This is a genomic window from Sphingomonas trueperi (assembly GCF_040545965.1).
GTDB classification, from domain to species: domain Bacteria; phylum Pseudomonadota; class Alphaproteobacteria; order Sphingomonadales; family Sphingomonadaceae; genus Sphingomonas; species Sphingomonas trueperi_C.
In genome coordinates this window covers 81720-101320 of sequence record NZ_JBEPMV010000002.1, presented here as the reverse complement: position 1 = coordinate 101320, position 19601 = coordinate 81720, and the positions used below count along the sequence as shown (strand labels likewise).

The 19601-nt window shown below is 66.6% G+C and carries 20 protein-coding genes; 2 read left to right on the top strand and 18 right to left on the bottom strand.

Annotated elements, in window-relative coordinates; translation table 11 throughout:
* Nucleotides 1–23: 23 nt before the first annotated feature.
* The 10 genes from ABIC35_RS04335 to ABIC35_RS04290 form a co-directional block, all read right to left on the bottom strand.
* Nucleotides 24–1157 (bottom strand): M50 family metallopeptidase, encoded by a 1134-nt coding sequence (locus tag ABIC35_RS04335; protein ID WP_121076991.1) that lies wholly within the window; start codon nucleotides 1155–1157, stop codon nucleotides 24–26.
* Nucleotides 1154–2311, bottom strand: a complete 1158-nt coding sequence (locus tag ABIC35_RS04330) for a 1-deoxy-D-xylulose-5-phosphate reductoisomerase (protein ID WP_121079368.1) — start codon at nucleotides 2309–2311, stop codon at nucleotides 1154–1156. The genes ABIC35_RS04335 and ABIC35_RS04330 overlap by 4 nt, the downstream gene beginning before the upstream one ends.
* Entirely contained in the window at nucleotides 2308–3108 is an 801-nt protein-coding gene (locus ABIC35_RS04325) for a phosphatidate cytidylyltransferase (protein WP_183049374.1), read from the bottom strand. Before ABIC35_RS04325 ends, ABIC35_RS04330 begins: the two co-directional genes overlap by 4 nt.
* Nucleotides 3105–3773 carry a polyprenyl diphosphate synthase gene (uppS, locus tag ABIC35_RS04320; protein WP_436286773.1) on the bottom strand — a complete coding sequence of 223 codons (669 nt, stop codon included), beginning with the start codon at nucleotides 3771–3773 and terminating at the stop codon, nucleotides 3105–3107. Before uppS ends, ABIC35_RS04325 begins: the two co-directional genes overlap by 4 nt.
* Before the next feature lie 108 nt (nucleotides 3774–3881).
* Nucleotides 3882–4439, bottom strand: coding sequence for a ribosome recycling factor (gene frr / locus ABIC35_RS04315; protein WP_121076988.1), 558 nt, complete (start codon nucleotides 4437–4439; stop codon nucleotides 3882–3884).
* Nucleotides 4440–4472: 33 nt separating this feature from the next.
* Entirely contained in the window at nucleotides 4473–5201 is a 729-nt protein-coding gene (gene pyrH / locus ABIC35_RS04310) for a UMP kinase (protein WP_121076986.1), read from the bottom strand.
* A 123-nt stretch (nucleotides 5202–5324) separates the two neighbouring features.
* Nucleotides 5325–6254 (bottom strand): translation elongation factor Ts, encoded by a 930-nt coding sequence (tsf, locus tag ABIC35_RS04305; protein WP_121076984.1) that lies wholly within the window; start codon nucleotides 6252–6254, stop codon nucleotides 5325–5327.
* An 82-nt stretch (nucleotides 6255–6336) separates the two neighbouring features.
* The gene (gene rpsB, locus ABIC35_RS04300; RefSeq protein WP_019369395.1) at nucleotides 6337–7092 is read right to left on the bottom strand and encodes a 30S ribosomal protein S2; all 756 of its coding nucleotides are present in this window, start codon (nucleotides 7090–7092) and stop codon (nucleotides 6337–6339) included.
* 435 nt (nucleotides 7093–7527) lie between these two features.
* Nucleotides 7528–8367 carry a CDP-diacylglycerol--serine O-phosphatidyltransferase gene (gene pssA / locus ABIC35_RS04295; protein ID WP_121076983.1) on the bottom strand — a complete coding sequence of 280 codons (840 nt, stop codon included), beginning with the start codon at nucleotides 8365–8367 and terminating at the stop codon, nucleotides 7528–7530.
* Nucleotides 8364–9092 carry a phosphatidylserine decarboxylase gene (locus ABIC35_RS04290; protein WP_121076981.1) on the bottom strand — a complete coding sequence of 243 codons (729 nt, stop codon included), beginning with the start codon at nucleotides 9090–9092 and terminating at the stop codon, nucleotides 8364–8366. The genes pssA and ABIC35_RS04290 overlap by 4 nt, the downstream gene beginning before the upstream one ends.
* A 196-nt stretch (nucleotides 9093–9288) precedes the next feature.
* Here ABIC35_RS04290 and ABIC35_RS04285 point away from each other — a divergent pair, with 196 nt between their 5' ends.
* Nucleotides 9289–9912 (top strand): class I SAM-dependent methyltransferase, encoded by a 624-nt coding sequence (locus ABIC35_RS04285; protein ID WP_121076979.1) that lies wholly within the window; start codon nucleotides 9289–9291, stop codon nucleotides 9910–9912.
* Nucleotides 9913–10010: 98 nt separating this feature from the next.
* On the opposite strand, the gene manD is transcribed toward ABIC35_RS04285, so the two are convergent.
* The 5 genes from manD to ABIC35_RS04260 all read right to left on the bottom strand — a co-directional run bounded on the left by manD (nucleotide 10011) and on the right by ABIC35_RS04260 (nucleotide 15546).
* Nucleotides 10011–11219, bottom strand: a complete 1209-nt coding sequence (gene manD, locus ABIC35_RS04280) for a D-mannonate dehydratase ManD (protein WP_121076977.1) — start codon at nucleotides 11217–11219, stop codon at nucleotides 10011–10013.
* 141 nt (nucleotides 11220–11360) lie between these two features.
* A complete protein-coding gene (locus tag ABIC35_RS04275) occupies nucleotides 11361–12158 on the bottom strand; it encodes an SDR family NAD(P)-dependent oxidoreductase (protein ID WP_121076975.1) in 798 nt (265 codons plus the stop codon).
* Nucleotides 12155–13171 (bottom strand): phosphotransferase family protein, encoded by a 1017-nt coding sequence (locus ABIC35_RS04270; protein ID WP_121076973.1) that lies wholly within the window; start codon nucleotides 13169–13171, stop codon nucleotides 12155–12157. Before ABIC35_RS04270 ends, ABIC35_RS04275 begins: the two co-directional genes overlap by 4 nt.
* Complete coding sequence (locus ABIC35_RS04265; RefSeq protein WP_121076972.1) at nucleotides 13168–14253, bottom strand: Zn-dependent alcohol dehydrogenase; 1086 nt, start codon at nucleotides 14251–14253, stop codon at nucleotides 13168–13170. The genes ABIC35_RS04270 and ABIC35_RS04265 overlap by 4 nt, the downstream gene beginning before the upstream one ends.
* Nucleotides 14254–14262: 9 nt before the next feature.
* Nucleotides 14263–15546, bottom strand: a complete 1284-nt coding sequence (locus ABIC35_RS04260) for an acyl-CoA dehydrogenase family protein (RefSeq protein ID WP_121076970.1) — start codon at nucleotides 15544–15546, stop codon at nucleotides 14263–14265.
* A gap of 139 nt (nucleotides 15547–15685) precedes the next feature.
* Here ABIC35_RS04260 and ABIC35_RS04255 point away from each other — a divergent pair, with 139 nt between their 5' ends.
* Nucleotides 15686–16921, top strand: a complete 1236-nt coding sequence (locus ABIC35_RS04255) for a TetR/AcrR family transcriptional regulator (protein WP_121076968.1) — start codon at nucleotides 15686–15688, stop codon at nucleotides 16919–16921.
* 199 nt (nucleotides 16922–17120) lie between these two features.
* Here ABIC35_RS04255 and ABIC35_RS04250 read toward each other — a convergent pair whose 3' ends face one another.
* The 3 genes from ABIC35_RS04250 to ABIC35_RS04240 are packed head-to-tail and all read right to left on the bottom strand — an operon-like array spanning nucleotide 17121 to nucleotide 19578.
* Entirely contained in the window at nucleotides 17121–17648 is a 528-nt protein-coding gene (locus ABIC35_RS04250) for a response regulator transcription factor (RefSeq protein ID WP_121076966.1), read from the bottom strand.
* Nucleotides 17645–18916, bottom strand: a complete 1272-nt coding sequence (locus tag ABIC35_RS04245; RefSeq protein WP_121076964.1) for an ATP-binding protein — start codon at nucleotides 18914–18916, stop codon at nucleotides 17645–17647. The genes ABIC35_RS04250 and ABIC35_RS04245 overlap by 4 nt, the downstream gene beginning before the upstream one ends.
* A complete protein-coding gene (locus ABIC35_RS04240; protein ID WP_121076962.1) occupies nucleotides 18913–19578 on the bottom strand; it encodes an SURF1 family protein in 666 nt (221 codons plus the stop codon). Before ABIC35_RS04240 ends, ABIC35_RS04245 begins: the two co-directional genes overlap by 4 nt.
* Between the last annotated feature and the right edge of the window lie 23 nt (nucleotides 19579–19601).

The following is a 19601-nucleotide window of genomic DNA, read 5'->3' as shown; positions in this document are numbered from 1 at the left end:
ATTGCCGCCCTGCACGAACCCCCTCAACCGATCAAGCCGGCCAGATGTCTCCACACACCGAAAGCGCCCAGATCGTTGAGCGTCACGAACAGCATCAGCGCGAGGATCGCGAGCATGCCGCCCCGAAACGCCCATTCCATCACCTGCGGCTCCACCGGGCGCCGGCGGACCGCCTCGACGGCGTAGAACAGGAGATGACCACCATCCAGTACCGGAACTGGCAACAGGTTGATGAATCCCAGATTAATGGAAACGAGCGCGATCAGAAACGCGAACTCGATCGGTCCCATGGAGAGTCGTTCGCCCGAAACCTGGGCGATCTTGAGCGGCCCGCCCAGCTCGGCAACCGAGCGGCGGCCGGTGATGATCTGGCCCAGCCCGTCCACCGTCATGCGGACGATGTCGGCCGTCGTGCGCAGGCCCACCAGCGGCGCTTCGAGCAACCCCACCGGCACCTGGGTCGAACCCGCCGCGCCGATACCGAGCTGGCCGATCTTGTATTCGTTGCCGAAGCGATCGCGCTCCAGCCGGGTGCCGATCACCGCGTCGACGCTGCGCGCCGAGCCGCCACGGACGAAATCGACCCGTACGGGTTCGTTCGGCCGCAACTGGGTGAACTGCACCATGTCGGCATAGGTCTCGACCGTGCGGCCACCCAGGCCGGTGATGCGGTCCCCGGGCTGCAGGCCGGCCTTAGCGGCGGCGCTGCCCTGGATCACCGTGCCGATCACCGACGGCGTGCGGTTCTCGCCGAACATGAAGGCGAAGGCCGAGAGGATGACGATCGCGACCAGGAAGTTCATGATCGGGCCGGCGGCGACGATGATCGCGCGCTGCCACAGCGGCTTGGCCTGGAAGGTCTTGGCGCGCTCGCTCGCCGGCAGCTGCAGCCATTCGGGCGAAGGCCGGCTCGCCGGGTTCATGTCGCCGGCGAAGCGGACATAGCCTCCCAGCGGCAACAGGCTGAACTTCCAGCGCGTGCCGCGGCGATCGGTGATGCCGGCGATCTCGCGGCCGAAGCCGATCGAGAATTCCTCGGCCTTCACCCCGAAGAGGCGGCCCGCCAGATAATGGCCCAGCTCGTGCAGGAACACGAGCGGCCCGATCACCAGCGCGAACGCCAGAATGGTGAGCAGGATGCCGGGGGATTGGATCAAGCGACGCAGTCCTTCACTCGCTCAGCCGCATAAAGCCGCGCCTCCTCATCGATCGCCAGCACGGCGTCGAGCGTTTCCGGCGCGGCCGGGTCGTAGCGCGACAGCGTATCGGCAGAGATTGCGGCAATTTCAAGAAATCCGATCCGCCCAGCGAGAAAGGCCGCGACGGCGACTTCGTTGGCCGCGTTGAGGATCGCCGGACGCGCCCCGCCTGCCTTCAATGCCTCCATCGCTAGCGCGAGCGCCGGGAAGCGGTCGAGATCGGGATTTTCGAACTCCAGCTTGCCCACTGCGGCAAGATCGAGCGGCGGGCACGGCGTCTCCATCCGCTCGGGCCAGGCCAGTGCATAGGCGATCGGGGTGCGCATGTCGGGCGTGCCGAGCTGGGCCAGCACCGACCCGTCGACATATTCCACCATCGAGTGGACGACCGATTGGGCGTGGACCAGCACCGCCAGCTGCTCGGCGGCGACCGGAAACAGGTGGAAGGCCTCGATCAGCTCGAGCCCCTTGTTCATCATCGTCGCCGAATCGACCGAGATCTTGGCGCCCATCGACCAGTTGGGATGCGCCACCGCCTGTGCGGGCGTGATGTCGCGCATCGCTTCCTTCGGCGTCCCACGGAACGGCCCGCCGCTGGCGGTGAGGATGATCCGGCGGACGCCCCTGGGCGCCGTGCGATCGAGGCACTGGAACACGGCATTGTGCTCCGAATCGACCGGCAGCAGCGTCGCGCCGTACGCACGCGCCGCCGCCATCATCACCTCACCCGCCGAGACGAGCGATTCCTTGTTCGCCAGCGCGACCGTGCCGCCTGCCTCCAGCGCGGCCATCACCGGCTTGAGCCCTGCGCTGCCGACGATCGCCGCCATCGTCCAGTCGGCGCCCATGCGCGCCACGTCGCATACCGAATGCGCCCCGCCCATCGCCTCGACGCCGCTGCCGGCCAGCCGCTCCTGCAGCGCCGGCAGACACGTCTCGTCGGCGACCACGGCGCAGCGCGCGCGAGTGCGGATCGCCGCCGCGGCGAGCTTCTCGACATCACAGTTTGCGGTCAGCGCCACAACTTCGAAGACGTGCGGATGTCGTTCGATCAAATCCAGCGTCGAGGTGCCGACCGAGCCGGTCGCCCCCAACACCGTTACGCGCTTCACCACCAGTATCCTCCCACAACCACCTGATGATGGATCGCAAAAAACAAAGCTGCAACCGGGGCCGCGAACACCAGCCCGTCGAGCCGGTCGAGAATGCCGCCATGGCCCGGCAGCAAATTGCTCGAATCCTTCACGCCGGCGACGCGCTTGAGATGGCTCTCGTAGAGATCGCCGATCTGCGAGGCAAAGGCGACAAGCGGCGATACCGCCACCAGCCACCAGCCGATCGCCGTGCCCGGCGCCGCCGCGACGAAGGTGGCAGAGAACAGGATTGCAGCGACCAGCCCGCCGATCAGCCCCGCCCAGGTCTTGTTCGGGCTGATCGAGGGCGCAAGCTTGGGCCCACCGATCGCGCGCCCGGCAAAATAGGCGCCGCTGTCGCACACCCAGACGATCGCCATCGTCCACAATGTCGCGGCGAAGCCTTGCGGATGGTCGCGGAGCAGCAGCAGCGCGAGCACCGGGAGCCCGACATAGATCTGCCCCGCCGCCAGCTTGCCGTTCCGCGTCACGATCGCGACGAAGAAGAAAGCGCCGAAGATCAGGCCCAGCGCCAGGAACCCCGGGCCGGCGGCGGCCGGGCTCAGGATCGCCAGCGGCACCATCATCACATATTGGGTGAGGCGACGCTTGCTCTCGTCCCCCGCCAAGGTTGCCCATTCGCCAATCATCAGCACCGCCGCCCCGGTGATGACCAGCCAGAAGCCCCAGCCGCCCGCCCACAAGGCGGCGAGCGCGAGCCCGACCAGCGCGAGCCCGACGACGGCACGTTTCGGAAGATCGGAATTCTTGCTCACAGGCCCCCGAAGCGCCGCTGGCGTCGCCCGAACTGGGCCAGCGCGTCGGCCAGCGCGCGCTCGTCGAAGTCGGGCCATAGCGTGTCGACGAACAGCAGTTCGGCATAGGCCGCCTGCCACAGCAGGAAATTGGAAAGCCGCTGCTCGCCGGAGGTGCGGATCATCAGGTCGAGCGGGGGCAAGCCTGCCGTCTCCAGCTCGCTCTCGAACCGCGCCTCGTCGATCGTGGCCGGATCGAGCGTGCCGTCGCGTGCCTGCTCGGCCAGCCGCCGCGTGGCGGCCAGCAGTTCGGCCTGTGCGCCATAGTTGAGCGCCAGCACCAGCGTGGGCCCGGTATTGACCGCGGTCCGCGCGATCGCCGCCTCGATCATCGTGACCAGATCGGGCGAGAGCTCGCGCCAGCCGCCGATCACCCGCAGCTTGACGCCGTCCGATACGATCTGGTCGAGCTCGCGTTCGAGGAACTGCCGCAGCAGCCCCATCAATGCGCCGACTTCCTCTTCCGGGCGCCGCCAGTTCTCGGACGAGAAGGCGTAGAGTGTCAGCACCTCGATGCCGAGCGACCGCGCCGCACGCGCGACGCGGCGCACCGCCTCCACACCCTGGCGATGGCCAGCGACGCGCGGCAGCAAGCGCTTCTTCGCCCAGCGCCCGTTGCCGTCCATGATGATCGCGACATGGCGGGGCGGCGGGGTCTCGCCGCCCGAAGCGGAGGCCAGCTTAACGGCCACCGCGCCCTGCCCTTTCGGCCGCACCAGAAGCTCCGGGGCGGATCACTTGCCCAGGATTTCCTTTTCCTTGGCAGCCGCTGCCGCATCGATCTCGGCGATCGTCGCGTCGGTGATCTTCTGGACCTCTGTCTCGTGGCGCTTGCGCTCGTCCTCGCCGAACACGCCCTTCTTCTCGTCGGTCTTCAGGCTGTCCATGCCGTCGCGGCGCACGTTGCGCGCGGCGATGCGGGCCTTTTCGGCGTACTGGTTGGCGAGCTTGGCGAGCTCCTTGCGGCGCTCCTCGGTCAGGTCCGGGATCGGCAGGCGCAGCGTCTGGCCGTCGACGATCGGGTTGAGGCCGAGACCGGCCGAGCGGATCGCCTTGTCGACGGGGCCGACGTTCGACTTGTCCCACACCTGCACCGACAGCATGCGCGGCTCGGGCGCCGAGACGGTCGCCACCTGGGTGATCGGCATGTGCGAGCCATAGACCTCGACGGTCACCGGATCGAGCAGCGTGGTCGAGGCGCGGCCGGTGCGGAGACCGGTCAGATCGTGCTTGAGCGATTCCACGGCGCCGGCCATGCGGCGCTCGAGATCTGCCTTGTCATATGCGGCCATTTTCGGCTTTCCTTGAAGCGTGGTTGCGGTGGGTTACGCGGCGTCCGCATCCTGGACGATGGTGGAAGTCCCCTCGCCCCGGAGCACCGAAGCGAGATTGCCCTCGCCGCGGATGTTGAACACCACGATCGGAATATGGTTGTCGCGGCACAGCGCCACGGCGGAGGCGTCCATCACCTTCAGATTGTCGGCAAGGACGCGGTCGTAGCTGAGCGTGTCGTAGCGCTTCGCCGTCGGCACCTTCTTGGGATCGGCGTCGTACACGCCGTCGACCGAGGTGCCCTTGAACAGCGCGTCGCACTTCATCTCGGCGGCGCGCAGCGCGGCGGTGGTGTCGGTGGTGAAGAACGGCAGGCCGGTGCCCGCAGCGAACAGCACGACGCGGCCCTTCTCCATGTGCCGCTCGGCACGACGGCGGATATAGGGCTCGCACACGCTGGCCATCGGGATGGCGGACTGGACGCGGGTCTCGACGCCCACCTTTTCGAGCGCGTTCTGCATCGCGAGCGCGTTCATCACCGTGGCGAGCATGCCCATATAGTCGGCGCTGGCACGGTCGAAGCCTTGCGCCGCCCCGGCGATGCCGCGGAAGATGTTGCCGCCGCCGACGGTCATGCAGATTTCGAGGCCGCTTTCCTTGGCCTCCTTCACCTCGAGCGCGACGCGCTCGCAGGTCTCAGGATCGATGCCGAACTGGCCCTGGCCCATCAGGACCTCCCCCGACAGCTTGAGAAGAATGCGGCGGACGGTCGGAGCAGTCATGAGGTTCCTGAAATCTTGAGAAGCGGACAGCGAAGCGGCGCGGACCCTAGAGGAGCCGCGCCGCGCGAACAAGCGTGGATGCCGGGGAAAAGCCGTCGAAACGGCCCCTCCCGGCGCGCCTGATTACTTGGTGAGACCGGCGGTCGCAGCCACTTCGGCAGCGAAGTCGCTCTCTTCCTTCTCGATGCCTTCGCCGAGCTGGAAGCGGACATAGTCCTTCAGCACGATCGCCGAGCCCGAGTCCTTCGCCGCCTTGGCGATGACGTCCGAAACCGGGGTCTTGCCGTCCATCACGAACAGCTGGCTGAGCAGGGCATTCTCCTTGGCGAACTTCTTCACCGCGCCGTCGACCATCTTCTCGATGATCTCGGCCGGCTTGCCGCTCTCGGAAGCCTTTTCGGCAGCGATTGCACGCTCGCGGGCGAGCACGTCCTGGTCCAGGCCGCTCTCGTCCAGCGCCAGCGGGAAGGCGGCCGCGATGTGCATCGCCAGCTGCTTGCCGAGGGGCTCGAGCACGTCGACACCGGCTTCCGATTCGAGCGCGACGAGCACGCCGATCTTGCCGAGGCCCGGCGCCGCCGCATTGTGGACGTACGGGATCACCGCGCCCTTGGCGACTTCGACCTTCTTGGCGCGACGCAGCACCTGGTTCTCGCCGATGGTGGCGATGTTGGCGGTCAGCGTCTCGTCGACGGTCTGGCCCGACGCCATCTTGGCGGCCTTGAGCGCGGCGATGTCGTCACCGGTCTCGAGCGCGAGCGACGTGGCTTCGCGAACGAAGTTCTGGAAGATCTCGTTCTTGGCGACGAAGTCGGTCTGCGAGTTCACCTCGATCGCGACACCCTTGGTGCCGGCGACGGCCAGGCCGACCAGGCCTTCGGCGGCGGTGCGGCTCGACTTCTTGGCGGCAGCGGCGAGGCCCTTGGCGCGCAGCCAATCGGCAGCGGCTTCCATGTCGCCATTGGTCTCGGAGAGCGCCTTCTTGCAATCCATCATGCCGGCGCCGCTCTTTTCGCGGAGTTCCTTGACGGCGGCTGCAGTGATCTCGGCCATGTCTCTATTCCTCAGTTAAAAGTCGGGCGGAGCAGTGCGTGCGCCCTGCCCCGCCCCGATTACGGTTCGATGACGCGGGCGATCAGCCTTCGACGGCTTCCTCGACCGGCGGCTGCTCGGCAGCACCGAAGTCATAGCCCTGCTGCATCAGCGCCTCGCGGCCGCCACGGGTCGCGGCGATGGCGATGGCTTCGCAGTAGAGGCGGATGGCGCGGCTGGCGTCGTCGTTGCCCGGAACCGGGAACGCGATGCCGTCCGGCGAAACGTTCGAGTCGAGCACGGCGACGACGGGGATGCCGAGGGTGTTGGCTTCCTTGATCGCCAGCTCTTCCTTGTTCGCGTCGATCACGAACATGATGTCGGGGATGCCGCCCATGTCGCGGATGCCGCCGAGCGAGAGCTCGAGCTTGTCGCGCTCGCGGGTGAGCTGCAGCACTTCCTTCTTGGTGAGGCCGTGCGTGTCGCCCGACAGCTGCTCTTCGAGCGTCTTGAGGCGCTTGATCGAGTTGCTGATGGTCTTCCAGTTGGTGAGCATGCCGCCCAGCCAGCGGTGGTTGACGAAATGCTGGCCCGCGCGACGCGCTGCCTCGGCGATCGGCTCCTGCGCCTGGCGCTTGGTGCCGACAAACAGCACCTTGCCGCCGGCGGCGACGGTCGAGCTGACGAACTCGAGCGCGCGGGCGAAGAGCGGAACGGTCTGCGACAGGTCGATGATGTGAACGCCGTTGCGATCACCGAAGATGTAGGGCTTCATCTTCGGGTTCCAGCGATGGGTCTGGTGACCGAAGTGCGCGCCCGATTCGAGCAGCTGCTGCATGGTGACGACGGGTGCCGCCATAGGGATAACTCCTTCCGGTTGGTCCTCTGGGAAGCGGGAATTCGAAATCGCTCCGAACACCGGGTTATGATGCTTCCCATGCGGGGTTGAGGCGGGCCGCTTAGTCGATCGCGCAGCCGGGCACAAGCTGGAACATTATCGGAACATCGCTTGACGCCGGAACATGAATGGAACATACAGCGATCAGAACGCGATTGATGGAACAGGCACGACTCTCGGTGGTTCGAGGTTCGTGGGTTCCGCTGGGATCGGCGTTGAAGATCAGGAGCCGGGTAATGACTGGATTCGCTGTCTTTTTTCTGTTCGGGTCGGCTTTCACGGCCGCTGTCTGGACGCTCTACGCAAGCATTCATCCGCAACTGCATCGCTTCGCCGAATTGTTCGGCATGGCGCGGCCGGTGGCGCTTCCCGCCCCGTCGCCGCGCCTGTCGCGGGTCAGGGTACGATCGGTTCCGGCGCGGATGCCACGCCCCCGCCCGCAGCGCGCAGCCGCCTGATCCGGCGGTAGGAGCGAACGCTGAACGGGATGCTGGCGAGATAGGCGATCGCCACGATCGCCAGCGTCGTCCAAGGCGCAGATACGAGTGCGGCGGCGAGTGCAACCAGCACTGCAATAGCCTCGAACCGGACATTCTGGCGCAGCCGGATTTTCGGGCCGAAGGTTGCGACGCTGGAGACCATCAGGATGGCGATCAGCACCGTCCACACGGCGATGACGATCGGCGCACGCGTGATCGCCTCACCGGTCCACAGCCACAGATAGACCGGGGTCAGCGCCAGCGCGGCACCGGCCGGCGCCGGAACACCGGTGAGGAAGCCCGCAGACTTGTGCGGTTGCTCGGCCAGATCGATCTGGGCATTGAAGCGGGCCAAGCGCAGTGCGCAGAACAGCGCGTGGAGCAGCGCAACCAGCCAGCCGAACCGCCCCAGCGCCTGAAGCGACCAGAGGTAGAGGATCAACGCAGGCGCGACGCCGAAGGAGATTGCGTCGGACAGACTGTCGAGCTCGGCGCCAAAGCGGCTCTCAGCGCGAACCAACCGGGCGATGCGCCCGTCGATGCCGTCCAGTACCGCGGCGGCGAGCACCATCAGCACGGCCGCCTCCCAATTGCCCAGGATCGCGAAGCGGATGCCGGTTAGGCCGGAGCAGAGCGCAAGCGCCGTAACGGCGTTTGGGAGCACCGCGCGAAGCGGGATGCCGCGCGGCAATGCCGGCCTGCGACCCGTCCCCCGCCGATCGGGCCCGCGCCGAAAGCGCGGGCGTTCGTCGCTCATTGCGCCACCCCGGTGGCGTTCTGGATGTTGCGGCGGGCGATGATCGTCTCCCCCGCAATGGTGCGCTGGCCAAGAATCACCTGCGCGCCATATTCCTCGGGCAGGAACACATCGACGCGGCTGCCGAAGCGGATCAGCCCGATGCGCTGGCCAGCCACGACCATGTCGCCCGGCTTGACGAAGGCGACGATGCGGCGGGCGACCAGACCGGCGATCTGGGTGAAGCCGATGCGCAGCCCGTCACGATCCTCGACCACCATGTGCTGGCGCTCATTCTCGTCGCTCGCCTTGTCGAGATCGGCGTTGAGGAACTTGCCCGAAATATAGATGACGTGCCGAATCGTGCCGGTGATCGGCGTGCGGTTCACATGCACGTCGAATACGCTCATGAAGATCGACACGCGCACCATCGGCTCGGTGCCGAGCGCGTGCGGCCCGGCAAGCTCAGGCGGCAGCGGCACGCGCTGGATCATGGTGACGAGCCCGTCGGCGGGGGCGACGAGCACGCCCTCCTCCACCGGCGTCACCCGAACGGGATCCCGGAAGAAGGCGGCGACGCCGAGCGTCAGGAACAGAAGCGGCCAGGTGAGGACGTCCCATACCCACAGGCTGGCAACGGCGATCGCAGCGGCGATCAGCACATATTTGCGGCCCTCGGGGTGAATATCGGGAAAACGCCACTTCACCGTCGAGGTGCCTATTGGTGGCTTATCGAGCGATGTCATGCGCGCGGGTTGTAACCGTCCCGCCGCAGATTTCCTAGCCACTCCGGTGCTCCGGGAAAATGCAGGGCAACAAAGCGGCTCTCCGGCGTTGTTGCCGTGGCCAGGATCGGGATCCTTTTCGACGACGGTCGCTTGCATATCCGCCGGAATTTGCGCAACCGATGTCCCGAAGCGTCATATTTTCGTAAGGAAGCCCATGCCCCCTTCGACCGCCACCGCAAAACGCCGGAGTGCCCGTCGCACCCGCCCGGCCGGTGTGCCCTCGCCGACGATGTTCTTCCTGCAGCAGTTCCTAAAGCGCCCGGTGATGGTTGGCGCGGTCGCGCAATCTTCGGGGCGACTGATTCGCCGCATGCTGAGCAAGGTCGATTGGGCGAACACCAAGCTGTTCGTCGAATATGGCCCGGGCGTCGGCACCTTCAGCCGCCCGATCCTCGAGCGCCTCGGCCCCGACGGCAAGCTGATCGTGATCGATACCAACCCCGATTTCATCCGCTATCTGCGCCAGTCGATCGACGATCCGCGCTTCGTCGCGGTGCTCGGCTCGGCCGCCGATGTGCAGAAGATCGTGCGCGACAACGGCTTCGAGCAGGCGGACTATATCGCCTCGGGCCTGCCCTTCTCGACCCTGCCCGACGGCGTCGGCGATGCGATCGCCAAGGCGACGCGCGACATCCTGCGGCCCGGCGGCGCATTCCTCGTCTACCAGTACAACCCCAATGTCCGGAATTTCCTGACGCCGCATTGGGACAATATCGAGCACGAGATGGAATGGTGGAACATCCCGCCGGCCCAGCTATGGTGGGCCTGGAAGGACTGAGCCTCCTACACACAATCAAAAAAGGCGGCCATGGGCTTCCACGGCCGCCTTTTTTTAATCGAAGCAGCGGGGCGACAGCAGCGCCGCCCCGGCTAGGCTCACCAATTCCACATCGTCCCGTCCTCGAGGCGGGCGACCGGCAGATAGGCGGGCTTGTACGGATATTTCGCCGCCAGTTCCTCGTCGATGTCGACGCCGTGGCCCGGCGCCTCGCCGCAGTACAGATAGCCCTTTTCGAAGTGGTAATCGTGCGGGAACACCGCATCGGTCTCTTCGGAATGGCGCATATATTCCTGGATGCCGAAGTTCGGGACCCAGGTGTCGAAGTGGAGTGCGCAGCCCATCGTCACCGGCGACAGATCCGTCGCGCCGTGGCAGCCGGTGCGGACCTGGTAGAGGCTGGCGAGATCGGCCAGACGACGCAGATGCGTCAGGCCGCCGGCACCGACCACGGTCGCGCGCAGATAGTCGATCAGCTGGTTCTGGATCAGGTCCTTGGCGTCCCAGATCGTGTTGAAGATCTCGCCCACCGCCAGCGGGGTGACGGTGTGTTGGCGGATCAGCTTGAACGCTTCCTGGTTCTCGGCCGGGGTCACGTCCTCCAGCCAGAACAGCTGATAGGGCTCGAGCATCTTGCCGAGATTGGCGGCTTCCTGCGGCGTGTAGCGGTGGTGGCCGTCGTGCAGCAGGTGATGGTCGAAGCCATAGGTCGCGCGCAGCTTCTCGAACAGCTTGGGCACATAGTTAAGCGCCTTGCGCGTATCCCAGCCGGTGACCGAGGGCAGCGCCGCATCGGCCGGCTCGTAATACATGGTGCCGCGGCCGACGCCGTACGCATCCTTGATGCCCGGCACGCCGGTCTGCGCGCGGATCGCCTTGTAGCCCAGGTCGATATATTTGCCGACCGCATCGACGGTCTGCTCGATATCGGCACCGTTGGCGTGGCCGTAAACCATCACGCCGTCGCGGCTGCGGCCGCCGAGCAGCTGGTAGACCGGCATCCCGGCCATCTTGCCCTTGATGTCCCACAGCGCCATGTCGACCGCCGCGATCGCGCGCATCGTCACCGGGCCGCGGCGCCAATAGGCACCGCGATAGAGATATTGCCAGATATCCTCGATCCGGCGCGGATCCATGCCGATCAGGCAGGGGATGACATGGTCTTCGAGATAGGAGACCACCGCCAGTTCGCGGCCATTGAGCGTGCCGTCGCCGATGCCGTATACGCCCTGATCGGTCTGAATCTTCAGCGTCACGAAATTGCGGCCGGGGCAGGTTACGATAACCTTGGCCGAGACGATCTTCATCGAGCTACCTCTATAGGCTGTTTGTTGCCGCTGGCCTGACCAATCCGCGCGCCCATGTCAAGAGATTGGCCAGACCTCCGGTGTACACCATAGCCGCGCCGAGCTAACCATTTCTCAACGCCAGCACGGGCTCGTCGCAGCTCAGAACGCCGGTTTTCCGAATACCTGGCGCGTTACCGGATGGCTGCTGCTGAGGCCACCATCCACCGCAATCGCCTGCCCGTTGACATAGCTGGCGGCGTCGGATGCGAGGAACAGTGCCACCTCGGCGATCTCGTCGGGTCGTCCCGCCCGTCGCAGCGGATTGAGCTGTCCGAGCTTCTCCTCCTTGCCCTGTTCGCGGGCGTAGTCGAAGGCGCGCTGGGTCATGCCGGTCTCGATCAGCCCGGGGCAGATCGCATTGACCCGCACGCCCGAGGTGGCGAGCTGCTGTGCCGCGGACTGCACCAGGTTGATCACGCCTGCCTTCGAGGCCGAATAGGGCGTGCCACCCGCCCCTGAGCGAAGCCCCGCGACACTTGCTGTGCACAGGATCGCTCCGCCCCCGCGCGCGACGATCCGCGGCGCGGCGTGCTTGATGGCGAGAGCCGGGCCAATGAGATTGACCCGAAGCACTTCCGTCCAAAGCGTTACGTCTGCATCAAAGATACCTGCGGTCCCGCCGGAAATCCCAGCATTTGCGTAGAAGATGTCGAGCCCGCCGAACTGTTCGCACGCAGTCTCAACAAGCCGCTGCACATCGCTCTCGTTGGCGGCGTCCATCTCGATCGCCAAGGCCCCGTCGAGACCTGCGATGGTTTCATGTACGCCGGCGTCGCGATCGGCCGCCACCACCTTCGCGCCGCGCGCCGAGAACGCACGAGCCGTCGCTTTACCGATGCCGGACGCAGCCCCAGTAATCACCGCTACCTTGCCGGTAAAATCGAGACCGCCGCTCATGCCCCTGCCCTTTGCGCGAAGTGCCACGCCGCCGACGCCAACCCCGGCAGCCGCTCGACCGTCTTGGCCGCCTGCGTGCTCGAGGCGTTGCCATCGAGCATCCGCTTCTTGATCCCCTGAACGATGCCGGTCAGGCGGAACAGGTTGTAGGCGAAATACCAGTCGAGATCGGGCACGCCGTCGCGGCCCGTGGCAGCGCAGTAGCGCGCTACCATCGCCTTGATCGTGGGGATGCCCGTCTCCGGCCCCGCCAGCCCCTTCACGCCCGAGCGGCCCTCCGGCTCCGTCACCCAGTTCATCAGGAAATAGGAGAAATCGGCCAGCGGATCGCCGAGCGTCGACAATTCCCAGTCGAGCACCGCCAGCACCTGGGGGCGGTCTGCGGCGAAGATCATGTTGTCGATGCGATAATCGCCATGGACGATGCTGGTTCGGGTCTGGAGCGGCACCGTCCGCGGCAGGAATTCGATCAGCGCCTCCACCTCCGGCAGATCGTCGGTCTGGCTGGCGCGATATTGGCGGGTCCAGCGCTCGACCTGGCGGGTGAAATAATTGCCGGGCTTGCCATAGTCGCCGAGCCCGACCGTGGCGGGATCGATACGATGTAGCGCGGCGAGCGTATCGACGATCGCCTCGTAGACAACGGTGCGCTCCGCCGGCGCCATGTCCGGCAGCGAGCCGTCCCAGAAGGTGCGCCCCTCCACCATCTCCATCAGGTAGAAGGGCGCGCCGATTACCTGCCGGTCCTCGCACAGCGCATAGGGCCGCGCGACCGGGAAGCCGGCGGGATGCAGCGCGGCGATCAGCCGATATTCACGCTCGACCGCGTGCGCGGACGGCAGGATCGTGCCGAACGGCTTGCGACGGAGGACATAGGCACCACTAGCACTTTCAACACGATAGGTCGGATTGCTCTGCCCGCCCGGGAACTTGGTGACGGTGACCGGACCGGTGAAGCCGGGCACTTGCGCCAAGGCCCAAGCCGCAAGGCGGGTTTCGTCGAGGTCGCTCATGCGAAGGTGATCACCGAGCGGACGCTCGTGCCCTGTCGCAGCTTTTCGAGCGCTTCGTTGACCTCACATAGCTCGATGCGCTCGGCGACGAGCGTGTCGAGGTCGAGCTTGCCGTCCAGATAGAGCTGGACCAGCCGCGGCATGTCGATCGGAAAGCGAGTGCTGCCGAGCAGCGAACCCTGGATCTTCTTGCCGGTGAGGAAGGTGTGTCCCGGCAGGCTGACGCTCTGGCCGGGCGCGATCATCCCCAGGATCGTGGCGGTGCCGCCGCGGCGGAGTATCTGCCAGGCGAGTTCTGCCGTCGCGGGCCGCCCGACAGCTTCGATCGCATAGTGCACTCCGCCGCCGGTCAGCGCGAGCACCTGCTTGGCGATGCCCTCCGCGGCCGGATCGAGCGTATGCGTCGCCCCCATCTTCTCCGCCAGGGTGCGCTTCTCAGGCACCGGGTCGAACGCAAGGATCTGGCCTGCCCCGGCGATCTTCGCGGCGTTGATCGCGGCGAGGCCGATCCCGCCCGCCCCGATCACCGCGACGCTCTCGCCCGGCCGCAACCGACTGTCGTTGAAGATCGAGCCCGCGCCGGTGATCACCGCGCAGCCGAGCAGCGCGGCACGATCCAGCGGCATCTCCCGACTGATCGCGACGCAGGCATTTTCATGCACCAGCATCATCTCGGCGAAGGCGGAGAGGTTGAGGAAGGGCGCAAGCGGCCTGCCGTCGGCAAGCTTCAGCCGCGGCTCGGCATCGGCAGGGCGCCGTGTCGAGGGATCGACGCAGAGCGACGGCCGGCCGGTCACGCAGAACTCGCACGACCCGCAAAAGGCAGTGAGGAAGGTGATGACATGGTCGCCGGGCCGCAAATGCGACACGTCCGAGCCAACCGCCTCCACCACGCCCGCCGCCTCATGCCCCGGCACGGTCGGCACCGGGTGCGGGAAGGCGCCGTCGACGAAGTGCAGGTCGGAGCGGCACACGCCCACCGAGGCGGTGCGGATCAGCACCTCGCGCGGGCCCGGCTTGGAAACCTGCACCTCTTCGATCGCGAGCGGGGTTTTGGCCTCGAACAGGACGGCTGCTTTCACGGCCCTCTCCTACCGGCTCACGCCGAGATCGCCGGAAGAGGCGCGATCCGCCTTGAACTCGGCATATTTGCCGAACTCGGCGCGGGCGATTGCGCGGGCATGGACCTCGTCCGGGCCGTCGGCGAGCCGCAGGGTGCGGACGCTGCCCCAGTTGTGCGCGAGATCGAAATCGTCGCTCACCCCTGCCCCGCCATGCGCCTGGATCGCGTCGTCGAGGATCTGCAACGCCATGCTCGGCGCCTGCACCTTGATCATCGCGATCTCGAGCTGGGCGGCCTTGTTGCCGGCCTTGTCCATCATGTCGGCGGCCTTGAGGCAGAGCAGCCGCGTCATCTCGACATCGATCCGCGCGCGGGCGATGCGCTGCTCCCAGATCGAATGATCGGCGATACGCTTGCCGAACGCGACGCGGCTTACGAGCCGCTTGGCCATCGCGCCGATCGCCTCTTCCGCCACCCCGATCGTACGCATGCAATGGTGGATGCGGCCCGGCCCGAGCCGACCCTGCGCGATCTCGAACCCGCGACCTTCGCCGAGCAGCAGATTGTCCGCGGGCACGCGCACGTCACGCAGCACGATCTCGGCATGGCCGTGAGGCGCGTGATCATACCCGAAAACCGAAAGCATCCGCTCGATGGTCACGCCGGGGGTGTCGAGCGGCACCAGGATCATGCTCTGCTGGGCATGCTTGGCGGCGCCGAAATCGGACTTGCCCATCAGGATGGCGATCTTGCAGCGCGGATCGCCTGCGCCCGAGGACCACCATTTCCGCCCGTTGATCACATAATGATCGCCGTCACGCTCGATCCGCGTCTCGATATTGGTCGCGTCGGACGAGGCGACCGCGGGCTCGGTCATCAGAAAGGCCGAGCGGACTTCGCCGCGCATCAGCGGCACAAGCCACGCATCCTTCTGCGCGCGCGTGCCGTAGCGGTGGAGCACCTCCATATTGCCGGTATCGGGCGCCGAGCAGTTGAACACCTCCGACGCCCAGCCAACCCGGCCCATCTCCTCGGCGCACAGCGCATATTCCAGGTTGGTGAGCTGCTCCCCCTCGAAAACGAAGCTGTCGTCGACATGGGCCCGGCCGGACTGGGGCGGCATGAAGAAATTCCACAGCCCCGCCGCCTTGGCGCGCGCCTTGACGTCCTCCAGTACCGGATTGACCGACCAGCGCTCGCCCGCAGCAGCAGCGGCACGATACTCGGCCTCGCGCGGCCTGATCTCGGCGTCTATGAAGGCCTTCACCCGGTCGCGGAAATGGGTTTCGCGCGCGTTCAGCGTGAAGTCCATGGCATCGCTCTCCTGTCGTTCTTTGCATCGAGCCTAGCCCGTACCCGATATTCGGTAAAGGGCGCTGCCCGATCAAATTACTACATACCGACATCAAAAAACCATTTGGGCGTGCAGCGGAAACGGCTAAGCTGAGGGGATGCAATCGCCGCCCAAGACCGAGACCACCAACACCAAGCGGTTCCAGGCCAAGCGCGACGCCATCCTGGCCGCCGCCGCCGCCGCGATCAACGAGCAGAGCGCGAAGGGCATGACCTTCGCCGATGTCGCAAGGCGCGTCGGGCTCAACACCACCTCGGTCACCTATTATTTCAAGCGCAAGGAAGACCTGGCGGCCGCCGCGTTCGAGCAGACGCTGGCCTGGCTGCACGACATCCTCGACCAGGCGCTGGCCGAGCCCACCCCCGAGGCGCGCGTCGCCCGCTTCCTCGCCATCAACATGGAGCGGCTGGCGCGGATCGGGCGCGGCGAGGAACAGGCCGTGGCGATGCTCTCCGACCTGCGCGCGATGGAGGAGCCGCTCAAGGGCAAGCTGCTCGCCGGCTGGCGCAACGTGTTCCGCAAGACGCGCAGCCTGTGGGGCAGCGACGGCAATCGCGCCGAGACCGACCTGCGCGGCGCCCGCGCGCATGTGCTGCTCGAGAACAGCTTCTGGCTGAACGCCTGGATCACCCGCTACGAGATCGACGAATATCCGCGCGTCGAGGCCCGGCTGATGGACGTGTTCCGTCACGGCATCGCGGCGCCCGGCCAGCGCTGGGCCCCCGAACTGTTCGAGCTGGTCCATGACGAGCCCGAGCCCGGCCGCGAGGCGTTCCTGCTCGCCGCCACCCGGCTGATCAACGAGCTCGGCTATCGCGGCGCCTCGGTGCAGCGCATCGCCTCCGAGCTCAACGTCACCAAGGGCAGCTTCTACCACCATCTCGACGCCAAGGACGATCTGGTGATCGCCTGCTACAAGCGCAGCTTCGACATCCTCGCCGATGCGCAGCGGCTGGCCGAGGGCCATGCCGGCAGCCAGTGGCAGCGGATCGAGAGCACGCTGGCGACGCTGCTCGACTATCAGTTCTCCGAGCGCGGGCCGCTGCTGCGCACCACCGCCCTCTCCGGCCTGCCCCCGCATGTCCGCAACACGATGCTCGATCGCTCGAACCGGATCGCGCGGCGCTTCGCCGGCATGCTGTCCGACGGCATCGCCGAAGGCACGATCCGCCCGATTGACCCGCTGGTCGCCAGCCAGGCGCTGATGGCGCTTCAGAATGCGGCGTTCGACATGCGCAAATGGGCGGGCACGATGCCGCGCGAGCGGGCGGTGGCTTTCTATGCCTCCACCCTCGCCTATGGCCTGTTCGACGATCGCGTGCTGGAGGGCTGACACGAAGCTGCACGGGCAAGACCCGTTCGCACTTCCCAATACGTCACCCCGGCGAAAGCCGGGGTCCATTGAGGTCTCGCTTTCGGCTCTTGCTGATACCGAGAAGCGAATGGATCCCGGCTTTCGCCGGGATGACGGGCGTGGAGGCGGGGTGCATCCTTGCCAGCGCGACTTGGTATGAGAGCGACGTCCCACCTCGTCAGAGGTGCTTCTTGTCCAGCTTGCGGGCCAGCGTCCGGCGGTGGAGCCCCAGCCGCCGGGCCGCTTCGGAGAGGTTGTAGTTGGTATCCGCCAGCGTCTGGTGGATATGCTCCCATTCGAGCGTCTTGATCGAGGTCGGCCGTGCCTTGAGCTCGGTATCGACATCGCCTTCGACGCGATCGAACGCCGCTTCGATATCGTCGGTGTTCGCCGGCTTCATCAGATAGTTGGTGGCGCCGAGTTTGACGGCCTCGACCGCGGTGCTGATGCTGGCGAAGCCGGTGAGCACGACGATCCGCATGGTCGGGTCGATCTCGTGCAACTGCTTGACGCAGACCAGCCCCGAACTCCCGCCGAGCCGCAGGTCGACGACGGCGCGGTTGGGCGCGAACTCACGCGCTAACACCTCCAGATCTTCGGGATCATTGCGCACTTCGACCGTGTAACCACGGCGCTCAAAGGAGCGACCGAGGGTGCGAGCGAACACCACATCGTCTTCGACAATCAACAACTTGTGCGCGGTCATTCGCCTTCATCCTCAAGTGCGAGCGCCGCCTGCGGCACGCGGAGCAGCACCTCGGCACCGCCGGCCTCGCTATTGCGCGCCGTCAGCGTCCCGCCCAGCGTCCGTAGCACATTGTGCGTCAGGAACAGCCCCAGACCGGCACCCTGCTTGCCCTTGCTGCTGTTATAGGGGTCGCCGATGCGCGGCAGGATCTCGTCGGGGAAGCCGCGACCGTCGTCCCGGACCGACAGCACCAGCGCATCCTCGTCCTGGTCGACCGAGAGCCGGATGCGAGTCGCCCCGGCTTCCACCGCATTGTCGAGCAGGTTGACGATCGACTGGCCGAGCGCGCGATCGGCGACGATCGGCAGATCGCTGCCCAGGCGATAATCGAGGATCACGCTGTCATTGCGCGGCCAGGCCTCCACCAACCCGGTGACGAAGCGGCGCAGCGTGGTGCGCTCGGGCGCCTCGCCGCTTATCTCGCCCGCGGCGAACAGGATGCCGGCGACGATCGCCTTGCAGCGCGCCACCTCGGCCTGCATGTCGGCGACCTCGGCGCTGAGCTGCGGGTCCTTGGCGATCTTCCGGTCCGCGCGCCAATCGCCCAGCGCCACCGAGATCGAGGCGAGCGGCGTGCCCAGCTCATGCGCGGCACCGCTGGCGAGCAGCCCCATGCGGACGATATGCTCTTCCTCGGCGGCGCGCTGGCGGAGCTCGGCGAGGCGCGCGTCGCGATCGCGCAGGTTGCGCGCGATCCGGGTCACGAACTGCACGATAAGCGTCGCGGTGAGCGTGTAGTTGAACCACAAGGCGAACAGGAAGGCGCCCGACAGCGAGGTCGCGAGCATCGGCGGCAACGACAGCGGCCGGTGCACCACCGCGAGAAAGGCAAAGGCCGCGCTGGTGAGAAAGACCAGCGCCCAGCTGGAGGCGGTCTCCAGAAGCACCGCACCCAGCACCACCTGCAGCAGATAGAGCGACACGAAGGGATTGGTCGCGCCACCGCTCAGATAGAGCAGCACCGTGAGGCACATCACGTCGACCAGCAGCCCGGCCATCACCTGCGCGTTGGTCGCGGGGCGGAGCGCGCGGGCCGGGTACATCGCCAGGTTGAGCGACACCAGCACGCCCACCGTGACGAGCATCGGCACCAGCGGTAGCCGCAGGTCGAAGACGAGATGGACGCCCAGGATCGTGGTCAGCTGCCCCAGCACTGCCAGCCAGCGCAGCTGGACAAGCAGCAACAGGTTGCGGCGGGCGGCGTCCTCCGGCGTCGCCGTGGTCATGCGTCTCCGCGTCCGCGCCACGCCCGCCAGGCGAACCAGGCGGTCAGCAGCGCCAGGCCGAACCAGGTCAGCGCATAGACGAGATGGTTGTTGCTGAAGCGGACGACGGTCATCCCGCCCCGCGGCCAGCCATCGCCGCTGCGATCGGCATCGATGAAATAGGGCGCGATCTGCGGAAGCCCCTGCCCCATCGCGGCGACGTCGCGCGAATACCAGCGATTGGCGGCGGGATCATTGGCGCGCAGGAAGCCGCCCTTGGGCTCGCTGATGCGGAGCAGCCCAGTGATGCTGACCGGCTTCACACTGGTGGTGATGCAGTCGGGCAGCGTCCGTCCTTCCGGCAGGAAGCCGCGATTGACGAAGACGGTGAAGCCGCGCGCGGTGACCAGCGGGGTCATCACCCATTTGCCGGGACCGATTTCGGTGACGGCCTGGGCCAGCTTGGTGCGGCAGGGAAGGAAGGTGCCGGTCACGCTGACGCGGCGATAGGTCGCTTCGCTATTCACGCCGGACCATTCGGCGGGCCCGGGGGCGGGAACCGGCGCCGTGGCCAATCCCCGCTCTACCCGGTCGATCAATGCCAGCTTCCAGGCGCGTCGCTCGACCTGCCAGATGCCGAGGCCGAGGAGGATGGCGATCAGCGGCAGCAGCGCGATCGCCATCCAGTTGCGGGAAGCCGGCCGGC

What these genes read in the sequence shown, in the direction of transcription:
- frr (WP_121076988.1), bottom strand. Translation starts at nt 4,439, where the DNA reads ATGGCCGCATATGACAAGGCAGATCTCGAGCGCCGCATGGCCGGCGCC.
- ABIC35_RS04245 (WP_121076964.1), bottom strand. Translation starts at nt 18,916, where the DNA reads ATGACCACGGCGACGCCGGAGGACGCCGCCCGCCGCAACCTGTTGCTG.
- ABIC35_RS04240 (WP_121076962.1), bottom strand. Translation starts at nt 19,578, where the DNA reads ATGGCGATCGCGCTGCTGCCGCTGATCGCCATCCTCCTCGGCCTCGGC.
- tsf (WP_121076984.1), bottom strand. Translation starts at nt 6,254, where the DNA reads ATGGCCGAGATCACTGCAGCCGCCGTCAAGGAACTCCGCGAAAAGAGC.
- ABIC35_RS04275 (WP_121076975.1), bottom strand. Translation starts at nt 12,158, where the DNA reads ATGAGCGGCGGTCTCGATTTTACCGGCAAGGTAGCGGTGATTACTGGG.
- ABIC35_RS04250 (WP_121076966.1), bottom strand. Translation starts at nt 17,648, where the DNA reads ATGACCGCGCACAAGTTGTTGATTGTCGAAGACGATGTGGTGTTCGCT.
- pssA (WP_121076983.1), bottom strand. Translation starts at nt 8,367, where the DNA reads ATGAGCGACGAACGCCCGCGCTTTCGGCGCGGGCCCGATCGGCGGGGG.
- ABIC35_RS04270 (WP_121076973.1), bottom strand. Translation starts at nt 13,171, where the DNA reads ATGAGCGACCTCGACGAAACCCGCCTTGCGGCTTGGGCCTTGGCGCAA.
- ABIC35_RS04255 (WP_121076968.1), top strand. Translation starts at nt 15,686, where the DNA reads ATGCAATCGCCGCCCAAGACCGAGACCACCAACACCAAGCGGTTCCAG.
- ABIC35_RS04260 (WP_121076970.1), bottom strand. Translation starts at nt 15,546, where the DNA reads ATGGACTTCACGCTGAACGCGCGCGAAACCCATTTCCGCGACCGGGTG.
- manD (WP_121076977.1), bottom strand. Translation starts at nt 11,219, where the DNA reads ATGAAGATCGTCTCGGCCAAGGTTATCGTAACCTGCCCCGGCCGCAAT.
- pyrH (WP_121076986.1), bottom strand. Translation starts at nt 5,201, where the DNA reads ATGACTGCTCCGACCGTCCGCCGCATTCTTCTCAAGCTGTCGGGGGAG.
- ABIC35_RS04285 (WP_121076979.1), top strand. Translation starts at nt 9,289, where the DNA reads ATGCCCCCTTCGACCGCCACCGCAAAACGCCGGAGTGCCCGTCGCACC.
- ABIC35_RS04290 (WP_121076981.1), bottom strand. Translation starts at nt 9,092, where the DNA reads ATGACATCGCTCGATAAGCCACCAATAGGCACCTCGACGGTGAAGTGG.
- rpsB (WP_019369395.1), bottom strand. Translation starts at nt 7,092, where the DNA reads ATGGCGGCACCCGTCGTCACCATGCAGCAGCTGCTCGAATCGGGCGCG.
- uppS (WP_436286773.1), bottom strand. Translation starts at nt 3,773, where the DNA reads ATGGACGGCAACGGGCGCTGGGCGAAGAAGCGCTTGCTGCCGCGCGTC.